Here is a 13,676-nt window from a genome sequence, read left to right on the forward strand (position 1 = left end):
ATTGATATCTCCGCCCCGGTTCGCCGGGGCGCTAGCATTGTGGACTGACCATGCAACCGATTGCTCAACTCGAAGGCACCTTCACCAATGTCGATGGCCGTTACGTCATCGTCGTCGGGCGTTTCAACCACCACGTCGTCGATAGCCTGGTGGAAGGCGCGGTCGATTCCCTCGTACGCCACGGCGTCGATGAGGAAAACATCGACCTGATCCACGTGCCGGGCGCCTGGGAAATCCCGCTGGCCGTCAAGGCCGTGCTGGCCAAGGTCAAGCCGCACGCCGTCATCACGCTGGGCGCGGTGATTCGTGGTGGCACGCCGCACTTTGAATATGTCGCCGGTGAATGCAACTCCGCCCTGTCTCGTCTGCAGCTCGAGTTCGACACGCCGGTGGCCAATGGCGTGCTGACGGTCAACTCCATCGAGCAGGCCATCGAGCGTGCGGGCACCAAGGCCGGCAACAAGGGCACTGAAGCCGCGATGGCCGCCATGGAAATGGTCTCGCTGCTCAAGGCCATGGGAGGTGATGCATGAGCGAACGTCAGCAACGTTCCGAGCGTGAACCGTCCAAGCAGCAGCAGGCACGCCGTGCCGCGCGTGAGCTGGCGGTCCAGGGCATCTACCAGTGGCAGATGACCGGCAAGAGCATGACCACCATCGAAGCCGAGTTTCGCGGTCAGCAGGTCGATGACGATGTCGAGCTGCACGAGAACTGGGTCGAGGTGATGCGCATCGCTGACCAGGCGCTGTTCCATGAGCTGCTGCACAACGTGCCGCGTTTCCAGAAAGAGCTGGATGCCAGCATCAGCCCGCTGCTGGATCGTCGTCTTCAGGATCTCGACGAGATCGAGCTGGCCATCCTGCGTCTGGGCGCCTACGAGCTCTCCAAGCGCATGGAAGTGCCGTACCGTGTCGCCATCAACGAAGGGGTCGAGCTGGCCAAGACCTTCGGTGCCACCGATGGTCACAAGTACGTCAACGGGATCCTCGACAAGCTGGCAGTCAAGCTGCGCAGCGCCGAGGTGACCCAGGCCCGCCTGCGCTGACATGCCGGGCGAATTCGAGTTGATCGCCCGCTACTTCCAGCGCGATCTGTCCGGGGCACCGGGCGTGCTGCTGGGGCCGGGTGACGACTGTGCGCTCCTCGCCGCCGGTGATGGCATGCAGCTGGCGATCAGTGTCGATACCTCCGTGGCGGGCGTTCACTTCCCGCCGGATGCTCCGGCGTCCTCGATCGGGCATCGCGCCCTGGCGGTCAATCTTTCCGATCTGGCCGCCATGGGGGCGACGCCGCGCTGGGCGTTGCTGGCCTTGACGCTGCCGGAGGTCGACGAGGACTGGCTGCATGGCTTCGCTGCCGGCTTCCATGCGCTGGCCGAACGTCATGGCATCGCCCTGGTCGGGGGCGATGTCACACGCGGCCCGCTCTCCATCACGATCACCGTGCATGGCGAGCTGCCGCTGATGCTGGAGGATGCAGGCCATCCGGATAGCGTATCCCGTCCCATCCTGCGACGTGATGGTGCCCGTGAAGGCGACCTGGTGGTCATCACGGGCGCACCGGGAATGGCGCATGCCGGTCTGAAGGCATGGCAGTCCGGCACGCGGGATGTGCTGGACCCGTGTCTGGCCGCCTATCTGCGTCCGGAGCCGCGTGTGGAGGCGGGCCTCGCACTGCGCCAGCTGGCCAGTGCGGGCCTGGATGTCTCCGATGGCGTGATGGGTGACCTGGCACACATCTGTCGTGCCAGTCAGCTGTCGGCGGCGCTGGAGCTTGGCGAACTGCCGCTGGCGCCGGAGCTGATGGCGGCGCTGGGCGAGCAGGGCGCGCGCGAGGCGGTCCTCAATGGCGGTGATGATTACGAGCTGCTGTTGACGATGCCGGAAGAGCATCTCGAGAGCGCCATCAACGCGCTGCGCCCCCTGAATCTGTCCTTGAGTGTCATCGGGCGCATGCAGGCAGTGGAGGGAAGCGAGCCGCGTGTCATCCTCGAGCAGGAAGGGGTCGAGCAGGCCGCCGCGGGACGCAGCTGGCAGCACTTCCCGCCGGCGGATGCCACGGAGGTGAGCTCATGAATCGTGCACCTGCCAGTGTCTGGCGTCGTCCCGTCCATTTCCTGGCCTTCGGGCTCGGCAGTGGCACGGCGCCCTTTGCGCCCGGCACCTTCGGCACCCTGGCCGCCATTCCGTTCTATTGGATGATGGCGGGACTGGGGCTCTGGCCCTACATCGCCATCGTGGTGGCCGCCTCCGTTCTCGGGATCTGGATCTGTGATCGCACCTCGAAGGATCTGGGCGTCCACGATCATTCCGGCATCGTCTGGGATGAATTCGTCGGCTACTGGATCACCATGGTCGCCGTGCCGTTTTCATGGCAGGCTGCCCTCTGGGGGTTCGTGGTCTTCCGGGTCTTCGACATTCTCAAGCCATGGCCGATCCGCTGGGCTGACCGTCGTGTGGCGGGGGGATTCGGCATCATGCTCGATGACATCTTCGCCGGCATCTTCGCCTGGTCGACCATGCATCTATGGCTGTGGCTGCATTGAACAGGAAGCGAGGCACTGCGTGGTGGGTGTGACGCTTCAACAATGATAAACAAGGGATAACAACGATGGGCAAGGGACTCGTAACTGCGGCGGCTGTCGTCGTCATCGGTGCTGCCGGCTATGTCGGTGGCGTGGCGTATTCCAGTCAGCGTTTCGAAGACGAGATGGCGCGAATGGTGGCGGAGCTCGACAGCAGCGCCGACATCAAGGCCAGCCGCGATGACGTGCAGAGCGGCTGGTTCGACTCGAGCGGTCGACTCAAGATGGAGCTTGCCACGGGGGAGCAGCAAGGGCCCGTGCGTGTCGTGCTGCCTTATGAAGCCGGTCATGGCCTGCTCTCCACCAGCATGAAGGGCAATATCAAGCTGCAGTACGGTACACCGGCCCGCGATGTGCTTTCCGAGGTCATCGGGGATGGAAAGGCCATCGCCTTCGACGGCAGCGTCGACAATTTCAGCGGTGCCAGTGATACCACGGTGACACTGCCTGTCTTTGAATGGCAGGACCCGGAAAGCGGCACGCGCTTCAACTTCAAGGGTGGCGAGCTGACGGCGTCACATGATGGCGGTGATACTCCCGAGATCACCGTCGACGGCGAGGTCTCTCCCTTCGAGATCACCAATGGTGACGAGAAGATCAGCGTCGGTACCCTGAGCCTGAACGGTCTTTATCGTGGTGCGGACAACGACTTCCGCCAGGATGACAAGATCGAGCTGGATACGCTGACCATCGACAATGGCATGGGGCAGCCGCCGGTGGTGGCGACCGATATCAGCTATTCCGGCGAGACGCGGCTCGACCCGACCGAGCTTCGCTATCTGATGAAGCTGGCCGTGCAGGACGTGAGTGCCGGTGATCAGCAGATGGCCAGCGGCAGTCTGGCGCTGTCGATCGACCGTCTTCAGGGCGCGGCGGTCTATGATTTCATCACTCAGCTGCAGGGCCTGCTGGAAGAAGCCGGCAAGCCGTTTGAAGAGCTGACGGAAGATCAGCAGGTCGCCATGCTTGAGAAGGTCGAGGCGCCGCTGTTCACCATGCTGAGCACGTCTCCTCGTCTGACGCTGGAGTCCCTCAAGGCGCGCAGCGAAGTCTTCGGTGTCGACATGCAGGGTGAGGGGCAGCTGATTCTCGATGGGGCCGGGATGACCGATCTGAGCATCGCCGAACTGCAGACCATCGAAGGGCAGCGTGCCTTCCTGGATCGCATGAGTGGACGTTTCGAATTCCGCAATGTGCCGCCGATGCTGGCGATGATGGCGGGCATCCCGCCGGACTCCGCTGACAAGAACCTGGTGCTGACCATCGATGGGGATGCGCTGCTCGTCAATGGCAAGCCGATCTATTGAGCCAGCCTGACTGAGCCGGCCAGATTGAGTCGGTCTGACTGAGCCGGACTGACTAAGCCGGCCTGTCTTTCACAGGTGGCTGAGCCACCTTCGGATCTGACCGTACCCTTCTGTCTGCCATCGTGCTGGACAGCTGACAAGGCCCGCCTTCTGGCGGGCCTTGTCGTATCCGTCGGCAGGTGGCGAACCGGTGCCGATAGACAGGCATCCCGTCAGACAAGTGCCCGACAGTACTTGATAAAGTGCCCGACAGACCACATTGGTGAAGATGATCGCCTCAACCGAGGCCCGGTTTCACGAGGGTTGCATGTCACGTCACGAAGATACCTCCGATCACGACAACGTTCTGTCCGGTTTTGAAGATGCCAGTCAGGAAGAGCCTGAGCATTCCCCGGGGGCTGGTGGGCTGGTACCCAGTGGTGATCAGCTACCTGAGCGCCTTTACCTGCTGCCGATCCACAATCGTCCCTTCTTTCCGGCTCAGGTCCAGCCGCTGGTCATCAACAAGCAGCGCTGGGCAGAGACCATGGAGCGGGTCGGCAACACGCCACACCATGCGGTGGGGCTGGCCTTCGTCGGTGATGTCGAAGTCGACGAGATGGGGGCAGAGCATTTTCCCGAGATCGGTTCGGCAGTGCGTGTCCACAAGCCCGAAGATGGCCAGGATCAGGTCCAGTTCATCGCGCAAGGGTTGCGCCGCTTCCGGATCACCCGCTGGTTGTCACGCAAGCCGCCCTATCTGGTCGAGGTGACCTACCCGCGCGAGCCGGTGGATGCCGAGAGCGATGAGGCACGTGCCTACGCGATGGCGATGATCAATGGCATCAAGGAGCTGCTGCCGATCAATCCGCTGTACGGCGAAGAGCTCAAGCAGTACCTCAATCGCTTCAGCCCGCATGAACCCGGCCCGCTGACCGACTTTGCCGCTGCCATCACCTCGGCCAAGGGGCCGGAGTTGCAGGAGGTGCTGGAATCGTTGCCGGTGATGGAGCGCATGCAGAAGGTACTGCCGCTGCTGCGCAAGGAGATCGAGGTCGCCCAGCTGCAGACCGAGATCTCTCAGCAGGTCAACGCGCAGATGGAAAAGCATCAGCGTGAATTCTTCCTGCGTGAGCAGCTCAAGGTCATCCAGCGTGAACTGGGCATCTCCAAGGATGATCGCGAGAATGATGTGGATACCTTCCGCGGTCGCCTCGATGAGCTCAAGGTTCCCGAACGGGTGCAATCGCGCATCGACGACGAACTCGACAAGCTCTCGGTGCTGGAGACCGGCTCGCCGGAGTACGGCACCACGCGCAACTATCTGGACTGGCTGACCTCGCTTCCCTGGGGCATCACCTCCACCGACCAGCTGGATCTCGCCCATGCGCGCAAGGTGCTCAATCGCGACCATGACGGGCTGGATGACGTGAAATCACGCATCATCGAGTTCCTGGCCGAAGGCACCTTCAAGGGCGATGTCGGTGGCTCGATCCTGCTGCTGGTGGGCCCGCCCGGTGTGGGCAAGACCTCGATCGGGCGCTCCATCGCTCAGGCACTGGGGCGCGAGTTCTATCGCTTCTCGGTCGGCGGCATGCGCGATGAGTCGGAGATCAAGGGCCATCGCCGTACCTACGTGGGTGCCATGCCCGGCAAGCTGGTGCAGGCACTCAAGGAGGTCAAGGTCGAGAACCCGGTGATCATGCTGGATGAGATCGACAAGCTGGGGCAGTCCTTCCAGGGCGATCCGGCCTCGGCGCTGCTCGAGGTGCTGGACCCGGAGCAGAACGTCGACTTCCTCGATCACTACCTCGACGTGCGCCTCGATCTGTCCAAGGTGCTGTTCGTGTGTACCGCCAACACGCTGGATAGCATCCCGGGGCCGCTGCTGGACCGCATGGAGCAGATACGCCTCTCCGGTTACATCGCCGAAGAGAAGATGGCGATCGCCAAGCATCACCTGTGGCCGAAGCTGCTGACACGCGACAACATTCCCAAGAAGCGCATCAATCTGAGTGACGCCGCGCTGCGTCAGGTGATCGAGGGCTATGCTCGCGAGGCGGGCGTGCGTCAGCTGGAGAAGCAGCTGCACCGCATCGTGCGCAAGGCGGCGGTCAAGCTGCTCGAGGAGGACCTGCCGACGGTCAAGGTCTCGGTCAAGAATCTCGAGGAATTCCTGGGGGCGCCAATCTTCCGTCGCGAGAAGGTCCTGGCCGGCGAAGGCGTGGTGACCGGGCTTGCCTGGACCAGCATGGGCGGCGCGACCCTGCCCATCGAGGCCACACGTGTGCACGGCCTGACGCGTGGCTTGAAGCTGACCGGCAAGCTTGGGGAAGTGATGCAGGAATCGGCCAATATCGCCTATTCCTATACCCTGGCGAATCTTGAGGCCTACGATGCCGAGGCTGACTTCTTCAATGAATCCTTCATTCACCTGCACGTGCCGGAAGGGGCGACACCCAAGGATGGCCCGAGCGCTGGCGTGACCATGACCACGGCGTTGATGTCGTTGGCCAGGCATCAGGCGCCGCGCAAGGGACTGGCGATGACCGGTGAGCTGACATTGACCGGGCAGGTGCTGCCGGTGGGCGGTATCCGTGAGAAGGTCATTGCCGCACGCCGCAGTGACATCTTCGAACTGATCCTGCCACAGGCCAACCAGCGGGATTATGATGAGCTGCCGGACTATCTGAAGGAGGGCATGATCGTCCACTTCGCGGCCCGCTACGCGGATGTGGCACGAGTGGTCTTTGACAGCGACAACGCGCAGCGCCACTGACAACGCACGGCGCAGAATGGATGGCGACGCCCCACGGAAAAGCAGAAGCCCCGCCAATCGGCGGGGCTTCTGCTTTTCCGTGGGGCGTCGTGTGCATGCAGACGTCACGCTCGCGGGCATTCAGGCGATATCGAGCTGTTCCAGTACGGCGGCTTCCGGTGCATTGCGTCCGACACTGGCAATGCCGTTGTCGCGCCCGGATTCCGATTTGTACATCTGGCTGCGGCCGATCTGCTGGCTGTTGGCGGCCAGCAGCGTGAAATAGAAGCGACCATCCTTGGCGACTTCCTTCGTGAAGCGTTTTTCCTCGGCGGCGTTCTTGCGCACGGATTCCACGCCGTTCAGGCAGCCGCGCTTGTCGGCATAGCCTTGGCTCTGGAGGATCTTTTCACCGTTGCCGGCCTTGAGCGCAAAATAGAACTTGCTGTCCTTGCCGCGGGTGATGACGAATTTTCCGGCCATGGGTGACTCCTGTTCCTTGAGGGATGTCTGACACTGCCTGATATGTCGTCTTCCAGTGTAAACAGCGCCTCTCGGGGGAAACCCACGCTAGGAGTTGCGGCATTCAACGTTCGGGAGCCATCGCGGCGTCTTTCACGCTGCCGCCGCGTACATGCGATGCTATCTGGTAGGCAAGCAGGGGCGGGACATGACAGAATTGAGCTCAGGCAGATAGCGGTGGCTCACATGCCCCGCATCTCCACTGGACACCAGGTCTGCGTCTTTTCACAAGAGAAGCGCAGCCTGATCAAAACAGAAGCCACTCCCGTGCGAAGGATCACCCGGACAAGCCCCGCGCTCGGGGATGTTCTCCGTCGATCGTTCTGCACAGGAGAGTGGCCAAGCATCATTGACGAGGACACCATGCCAGAGTATCGCTCCCGTACGACCACCGCAGGTCGTAACATGGCCGGCGCCCGCGCCCTGTGGCGCGCCACCGGCATGAAAGATGGTGACTTCCAGAAGCCGATCATCGCCGTTGCCAACTCCTTCACCCAGTTCGTGCCCGGCCACGTCCACCTCAAGGACATGGGGCAGCTGGTAGCGCGCGAAATCGAGAAGGCCGGCGGTGTCGCCAAGGAATTCAACACCATCGCGGTGGACGATGGCATCGCGATGGGGCACGACGGCATGCTGTATTCGCTGCCGTCGCGTGACCTGATCGCCGACAGCGTCGAATACATGGTCAATGCCCACTGTGCGGATGCGCTGGTGTGCATCTCCAACTGCGACAAGATCACCCCCGGGATGCTGATGGCCGCCATGCGCCTCAACATCCCGGTCATCTTCGTCTCCGGCGGCCCGATGGAAGCCGGCAAGACCAAGCTGCTGGACCACGGTCTCGACCTGGTCGATGCGATGGTCATCGCGGCCGATGACAGCGTCGACGACGAGACGGTCGCCGAGATCGAGCGCAGTGCCTGCCCGACCTGTGGCAGCTGCTCGGGCATGTTCACGGCCAACTCCATGAACTGCCTGATGGAAGCGCTGGGTCTGGCGTTGCCGGGCAACGGTACGGTGCTGGCGACTCACTCCGATCGTCGTCGCCTGTTCGAGAACGCCGGGCATCGTATCGTCGAGCTGGCACGCCGTTACTACGAAGGCAACGAAGAGCACCTGTTGCCGCGTGCCATCGGTTCACGGGCGGCGTTTGCCAACGCGATGACGCTGGATATCGCCATGGGGGGCTCGACCAATACCATCCTGCACCTGCTGGCCGCCGCTCAGGAGGCCGGTGTCGACTTCACCATGTCCGACATCGACAAGCTGTCCCACAGCGTGCCGCAGATGTGCAAGGTGGCGCCGAACACCCAGAAGTATCACATCGAGGATGTCCATCGTGCCGGTGGCATCATGGGGATTCTGGGCGAGCTGGACCGCGCCGGCGTGCTGGATACCTCGGTGCCGACCGTCTATGGCGACTCGTTGTCTGCGGCGCTGGAAGAGTGGGACATCATGCGCTCGCCCACTGATGAAGTCGTCGAGTTCTATCGTGCCGGTCCGGGGGGGATCCCGACCCAGACCGCCTTCTCGCAGAGCGCGCGCTGGCCGAGCCTGGACGGTGATCGCGCCCAGGGCTGTATCCGCGATTACGATCACTGCTTCTCCACCCAGGGCGGCCTGGCCGTGCTGTACGGCAACATCGCACTGGATGGTTGCGTGGTGAAGACGGCAGGCGTCGATGACTCCATCCTCGTCTTCGAAGGCCGTGCCTATGTCTGCGAATCTCAGGATCAGGCGGTGGAAGACATCCTGGCCGACAAGGTCAAGGAAGGCGATGTCGTGATCATCCGCTACGAAGGGCCGAAGGGCGGTCCGGGCATGCAGGAAATGCTCTACCCGACGTCCTACCTGAAGTCCAAGGGACTGGGCAAGGCGTGCGCGCTGCTCACCGACGGTCGTTTCTCCGGCGGTACCTCTGGCCTGTCCATCGGCCATGCGTCTCCGGAAGCGGCGGCGGGTGGCGCCATCGGCCTGGTCGAGCACGGTGACACCATCCTGATCGACATCCCCAATCGCACCATCAATGTCCAGCTGAGCGATAGCGAGCTACATGCGCGTCGTGAAGCGATGGATGCGCGCGGCAAGGATGCCTGGAAGCCGAGCATCCAGCGCAATCGTCGTGTCTCCGCCGCGCTCAAGGCCTATGCCTTGCTGGCGACCTCGGCTGACAAGGGCGCCGTGCGTGATCTGAGCAAGCTGGATTGATCCCGTCCGCCAGTGCCGCCGTGAAGGTGCTGGCGGTCAGTGCCTGTTGAAGACCGGCAGCACTGATCACCAGGCAGGACGCCAATGACATGCAAACGGCCACCCCTCGGGGTGGCCGTTTGCATGTCTGGCATTCGAAGTGGTTGCCGAGCATTTCAGCCTCCTCGGGCCCTGAGTCAGTCAGTACCGGCAGGCTTTGGCGGCAGGTTGGTCAGTGTACCGGCGTCAAGCGGCATGACCGGGTCTGGGTCGAGAAACCGTACCCGGTTGCATCCCTGGCGCTGGGCTTTCTTGAGCGCCTGCTGGGCACGGTCCATCAACTCGAGTCGATTGGCCAGTCTCATGGTATCGGGGGCCGGATGATAGCCGGTCAGGCCGACACTGCAGGTGATTGGCCGATCCAGCCCTGACAGTTCGGAGGCGGCATGGCGGACGCGTTCGGCAAGGATGATCGCGCCGCTGGCATCGGTGCTGGTGAGGATCGCCATCAAGGAGTTGTCCTCACGCATGCACAGGAGATCGCTCTTGCGGCTGGCGTTGCGCAGGATGGATGCCACCTGCTGCAGAGGGCGTTCTCCCGCCACGTGGCCATATTCGCGCGTGTAATCCTCCAGGTCATCCACGCTGAGGATCAGGATGCACAATGGCTGGCCATGGCGTGCACTGCGCGCGATCTCGTTGTCCAGCTGTTGCTCGATCAATTCGAACGGCATCAGCTTGTCGAGTGTCGAGCCGGGGAGTCGGCCAGCGGCAGGCGAGCGAGTTTCCAGTTGGTGGCGCAGCTTGGTCAGGCTCGCTTCATGAGCACGGCGCTCGCTGATGTCTTCATGCTGGGAGAGAATGATCCCGGCGCGACTGTCGATCACCTTCAGCTCCAGCATCACGTCGATCATTTGGCCATGACGCCCGAGATAACGGTGTGGCTGCCGATATTCGCTGATGTCGCCCGTCCGCATGGCGCTCAATGCCTCGCGGCACGTCAGCATGTCCTGTGGGTGCGAGATGTCTTCCAGGGCACTGCATGTCAGTTCCTTTGGCTCCATGCCCAGCAGTCGGGAAAAGGCCGGATTCATGCGGGTCCAGTGGCCATGAAAGTCCATCAGGGCCATGGGCAGGCTGCAATGGGAGAACAGTCCTTCCATTTTCTGGTAGGCGAGACGCAGGTTGTCGAGCTCACTGCGTGTGCGCTCTTTCGCGCGCTGGACATCCAGCAGCTGGCCCAGTGCCGTGGCAAGCGTCTCCACCAGGGCTCGCTCACTGGCGGTGAAGTCCTGTTGGCGCGGTGTTTCATCGCCGAAGCACAGCGTGCCGGTCAGGCGACCTTCAGACCAGAGTGGCGCTGCCACATAGCTTTCAAAGGGCATGCAGGAATAGGCAGCGTGGGCGCGAGTGTCTTCTTCAGCGCTGATGTGGCGATGAGCCACGCAGGCAGCCTGCGCGATGACGCTGGAACACCAGGTCTCTTCCAGTGGGCATTCGCCTCCGACTTCTCGCCCAGCAGGGGGATTGACCGCCGCCATGATCTCATAGCGACTGGATTCTGCATGTCCGAGGATGGCGGTGGTCATGCCAAGCAGACGGCAACCGGCATCCAGATGGGCTTCCACGTGGCGTTCGTGGGAGGGCTCAGGTGTCAGGCTGAGCGCCAGCAGTGCCTGCAGGTGCTCTGGCAGCAGGGAATCATGGGGGTGTCCGGCGTTGCCCGAAGGCAAGGGCACGGCAGAGAATGAGCTTGGCATCATGCGATATCCTTATCTGACATGCTGCAGGAGAGGGAGGCTTTCCATACCACACCTCAATATACGACTTGCCGTGAGACGTGACAGGCGAGGAAATCGATTGTCTCAACCTTTCGCAAACGCAGCGGGCAGTCTGTGCAGGCTGACAAGGGCAGAGCCCCTCAGCGAGGGTCTCGATGAGGGGCTCCGAAATGAGGGCTCCTTGCCTTCGCCATGGGTTGGCGTGTCTTCGCAAGGACGTTGATGGCGGTCTGCTGGTACTGCTCACGAGTCGTGGGCGGGAATCAGGCCGCCTCGGCCAGCGGTGGTGCCGGCTGCTGCTGAGCTTCCAGGTCTTCCAGTGCCAGTTCGATACTGAACCAGTTGCTGTAAAGCCAGTGATCGATCACTTCTTCGTTCATGCACATCGTGAAGCCTCCCCGAGAGTGTTGGCGAGCCATTGAGTGTATGGGTGTGCTGCCGGTAAGCAGCACTCTCCAGTATGGCTGGTTCCGGGAAGACGCGAGTGAAGATCGTGTGATGCCTTGATGTCAGTCAAAGACAGGCAAACCTGCAGGACATTGACCATGTATGCCTACCCATGCCGAAGCGTGGGCAGCCCTTCGTGGCAGCTGGAAGGGCGAGGCGGTCATTGTCTTGCCCGGTCAGTGCGTCAACGACGTGTGAATGAGCGAAGGAGGCTGCGAATCAGGGAGCGTCCCAGCTGCGACCCCAGCGCGCGCATCACCGATTTCAGCAAGGTTTCCATGACGCCCTGGCGCTTGCGACCACCTCCGGTGTCCCGAGAGGGCCTGGCGGCAGCGGGCGGCCGGGTGGCTTGCGCCCCTTCAGACCGGGCTTCTTCAGAATCAACGTTTTCCGATGGACGCTGGCTTGGATCACGGTCTGCCTCCCCGGGCCTGGTCTTGTCAGGCTCACGGGGATTCGTGGCATGTGAGGCTTGCGCCTGGGCGGCAAGTCGCGCCTCCAGTCGCTCATGGGCGGACTCACGATCCACGCGCTCGTCGTAGCGCCCGGCCAGGGAGGAGTCGGCCAGCAGCGTGGCACGCTCCGCGTCGCTCAATGGACCGATGCGTCCTCGCGGCGGGGCGATCAGCGTGCGTTCCACCTGCGTCGGTGTGCCGTTGGCATCGAGTACCGAGACCAGAGCTTCGCCTACGCCCAGTTCCGTGATCACCTGCGCCGTATCGAGTTCCGGATTGGGGCGGAAGGTGTCGGCGGCCGTCTTGACGGCCTTCTGGTCACGCGGTGTGAAGGCGCGCAGCGCATGCTGGATGCGATTGCCCAGCTGACCGAGCACCTCATCGGGGATGTCGGCGGGTGACTGGGTCACGAAATAGACACCGACGCCCTTGGAGCGAATCAGGCGGACCGTCTGCTCCAGACGCGTCAGCAGTGCCTTGGGGGCTGAATCGAACAACAGGTGCGCTTCATCGAAGAAGAACACCAGTACTGGCCGGTCGGCATCCCCGCGCTCGGGAAGCTCGCGGAACAGGGTGGACAGGAACCACAGCAGGAAGGTGGTGTAGAGACGAGGGCTCTGCATCAGCTCGCGACCGTCGAGCAGATTGATATAGCCACGGGCCTGCTCTGCATGCCCGCGCGTCGCCAGCATGTCGTGGATATCCAGTGCCGGTTCGGCAAAGAAGCGTTCGCCGCCCTGCGTGGCCAGGACGTGGACCCGACGCAGCATCGCCCCCAGGCTCTGGGGACTGACGCTGCCGTAACGTGCCTCGAAGCTGTCACGCTCGCGCTCGATGTGCTTCAGCAGGCTGATCAGGTCCTTGAGGTCGACCAGCTCCAGACCCTCACGCTCGGCGTGATCGAAGGCCAGATGCATCAGGCCGCCTTGGGTCTCGTTGAGCTCCAGCAGACTAGCCATCAGCTCGGGCCCCATCGATGCCACGCTTGCGCGAACCGCGTGACCGCTCTTGCCATGGAGGTCCCATAGTCTGACGGGGGCGGCGTGCGGCTGCCAATCATCGATCCCCAGGCTGTTCAAGCGCTCATCGATGCGAGGATGGGGAGTGCCGGCGGCAGCGATGCCGGAAAGATCGCCCTTGATGTCGGCAGTGAACACCGGCACCCCCATGCGCGAGAATTCCTCGGCCAGTACCTGCAGGGTGACGGTCTTGCCGGTGCCCGTCGCGCCCGCCACCAGCCCATGGCGATTGGCCAATGCTGCGTCCAGCGTGATGTGGCCTGCCGAACCTTGTCCCGCGCGGCCCCCTATCAGCACATCTGGCATGTGATTCTCCTGTCGTGGTCAGCATGTCGGTGGCGGTGCCCGTAGAGAGGATGGTGCTGTGCACTGCGAGTGGCCGCGAGGAAGTGTCCTTGCTTCTCAAACAGAGTTACAAAATGTTTCGTTGAGTAAAATACTGCAAGCGAATCCTGGGCATCCGATCGCACTGGTTGGCTGCATCGTCGGGCTGGAGCCTGCTGCCGTGCTGTCCTGGAGCGGGGTAGGCGCTAATTAAACGCGACGCGACAATTTACTCTTGTACAAGTAATTCTCTGGCAGATCATTTTTCTTTCCTTCCTGTGCTTGAAACTCAGCCCAAGTAGTTCCATATCTT

General features: G+C 62.5%; 11 protein-coding genes. 7 read left to right on the plus strand and 4 right to left on the minus strand.

Going from position 1 to position 13,676, the window contains the following annotated elements; genetic code table 11:
* Positions 1–50: 50 nt before the first annotated feature.
* The 6 genes from ribH to lon all read left to right on the plus strand — a co-directional run bounded on the left by ribH (position 51) and on the right by lon (position 6,649).
* Positions 51–533 carry a 6,7-dimethyl-8-ribityllumazine synthase gene (gene ribH, locus PJK54_RS02645; RefSeq protein WP_043331374.1) on the plus strand — a complete coding sequence of 161 codons (483 nt, stop codon included), beginning with the start codon at positions 51–53 and terminating at the stop codon, positions 531–533.
* Positions 530–1,045, plus strand: a complete 516-nt coding sequence (gene nusB / locus PJK54_RS02650) for a transcription antitermination factor NusB (protein ID WP_084208057.1) — start codon at positions 530–532, stop codon at positions 1,043–1,045. Before ribH ends, nusB begins: the two co-directional genes overlap by 4 nt.
* Before the next feature lies 1 nt (position 1,046).
* Positions 1,047–2,075: a thiamine-phosphate kinase gene (thiL, locus tag PJK54_RS02655; protein ID WP_176503129.1), complete on the plus strand. Its 1,029-nt coding sequence runs from the start codon at positions 1,047–1,049 to the stop codon at positions 2,073–2,075.
* Positions 2,072–2,545, plus strand: coding sequence for a phosphatidylglycerophosphatase A family protein (locus tag PJK54_RS02660; RefSeq protein WP_077374989.1), 474 nt, complete (start codon positions 2,072–2,074; stop codon positions 2,543–2,545). Before thiL ends, PJK54_RS02660 begins: the two co-directional genes overlap by 4 nt.
* A gap of 65 nt (positions 2,546–2,610) precedes the next feature.
* A complete protein-coding gene (locus PJK54_RS02665; protein ID WP_271302186.1) occupies positions 2,611–3,891 on the plus strand; it encodes a DUF945 family protein in 1,281 nt (426 codons plus the stop codon).
* Positions 3,892–4,198: 307 nt separating this feature from the next.
* Entirely contained in the window at positions 4,199–6,649 is a 2,451-nt protein-coding gene (lon, locus tag PJK54_RS02670; protein WP_077374983.1) for an endopeptidase La, read from the plus strand.
* 120 nt (positions 6,650–6,769) lie between these two features.
* Here lon and PJK54_RS02675 read toward each other — a convergent pair whose 3' ends face one another.
* Positions 6,770–7,111: a YegP family protein gene (locus tag PJK54_RS02675; RefSeq protein ID WP_271302187.1), complete on the minus strand. Its 342-nt coding sequence runs from the start codon at positions 7,109–7,111 to the stop codon at positions 6,770–6,772.
* A 402-nt stretch (positions 7,112–7,513) separates the two neighbouring features.
* Here PJK54_RS02675 and ilvD point away from each other — a divergent pair, with 402 nt between their 5' ends.
* Positions 7,514–9,358, plus strand: a complete 1,845-nt coding sequence (gene ilvD / locus PJK54_RS02680) for a dihydroxy-acid dehydratase (protein ID WP_271302188.1) — start codon at positions 7,514–7,516, stop codon at positions 9,356–9,358.
* 176 nt (positions 9,359–9,534) lie between these two features.
* Here ilvD and PJK54_RS02685 read toward each other — a convergent pair whose 3' ends face one another.
* The 3 genes from PJK54_RS02685 to PJK54_RS02695 all read right to left on the minus strand — a co-directional run bounded on the left by PJK54_RS02685 (position 9,535) and on the right by PJK54_RS02695 (position 13,345).
* The gene (locus tag PJK54_RS02685; protein ID WP_271302189.1) at positions 9,535–11,100 is read right to left on the minus strand and encodes a sensor domain-containing diguanylate cyclase; all 1,566 of its coding nucleotides are present in this window, start codon (positions 11,098–11,100) and stop codon (positions 9,535–9,537) included.
* A gap of 281 nt (positions 11,101–11,381) precedes the next feature.
* On the minus strand, positions 11,382–11,504 hold the full coding sequence (locus PJK54_RS02690; protein ID WP_271302190.1) for a hypothetical protein: 123 nt from the start codon (positions 11,502–11,504) through the stop codon (positions 11,382–11,384).
* A gap of 245 nt (positions 11,505–11,749) precedes the next feature.
* On the minus strand, positions 11,750–13,345 hold the full coding sequence (locus PJK54_RS02695) for a helicase HerA-like domain-containing protein (protein ID WP_271302191.1): 1,596 nt from the start codon (positions 13,343–13,345) through the stop codon (positions 11,750–11,752).
* Between the last annotated feature and the right edge of the window lie 331 nt (positions 13,346–13,676).

The organism is Cobetia sp. MMG027 (assembly GCF_027947415.1).
GTDB classification, from domain to species: domain Bacteria; phylum Pseudomonadota; class Gammaproteobacteria; order Pseudomonadales; family Halomonadaceae; genus Cobetia; species Cobetia marina.

Excerpts from the sequence above, each read along its gene's own strand:
- nusB (WP_084208057.1), top strand. The coding sequence starts at position 530 with ATGAGCGAACGTCAGCAACGTTCCGAGCGTGAACCGTCCAAGCAGCAG.
- PJK54_RS02665 (WP_271302186.1), top strand. The coding sequence starts at position 2,611 with ATGGGCAAGGGACTCGTAACTGCGGCGGCTGTCGTCGTCATCGGTGCT.
- ilvD (WP_271302188.1), top strand. The coding sequence starts at position 7,514 with ATGCCAGAGTATCGCTCCCGTACGACCACCGCAGGTCGTAACATGGCC.
- thiL (WP_176503129.1), top strand. The coding sequence starts at position 1,047 with ATGCCGGGCGAATTCGAGTTGATCGCCCGCTACTTCCAGCGCGATCTG.
- ribH (WP_043331374.1), top strand. The coding sequence starts at position 51 with ATGCAACCGATTGCTCAACTCGAAGGCACCTTCACCAATGTCGATGGC.
- PJK54_RS02675 (WP_271302187.1), bottom strand. The coding sequence starts at position 7,111 with ATGGCCGGAAAATTCGTCATCACCCGCGGCAAGGACAGCAAGTTCTAT.
- PJK54_RS02690 (WP_271302190.1), bottom strand. The coding sequence starts at position 11,504 with ATGTGCATGAACGAAGAAGTGATCGATCACTGGCTTTACAGCAACTGG.
- PJK54_RS02695 (WP_271302191.1), bottom strand. The coding sequence starts at position 13,345 with ATGCCAGATGTGCTGATAGGGGGCCGCGCGGGACAAGGTTCGGCAGGC.
- PJK54_RS02660 (WP_077374989.1), top strand. The coding sequence starts at position 2,072 with ATGAATCGTGCACCTGCCAGTGTCTGGCGTCGTCCCGTCCATTTCCTG.
- PJK54_RS02685 (WP_271302189.1), bottom strand. The coding sequence starts at position 11,100 with ATGATGCCAAGCTCATTCTCTGCCGTGCCCTTGCCTTCGGGCAACGCC.
- lon (WP_077374983.1), top strand. The coding sequence starts at position 4,199 with ATGTCACGTCACGAAGATACCTCCGATCACGACAACGTTCTGTCCGGT.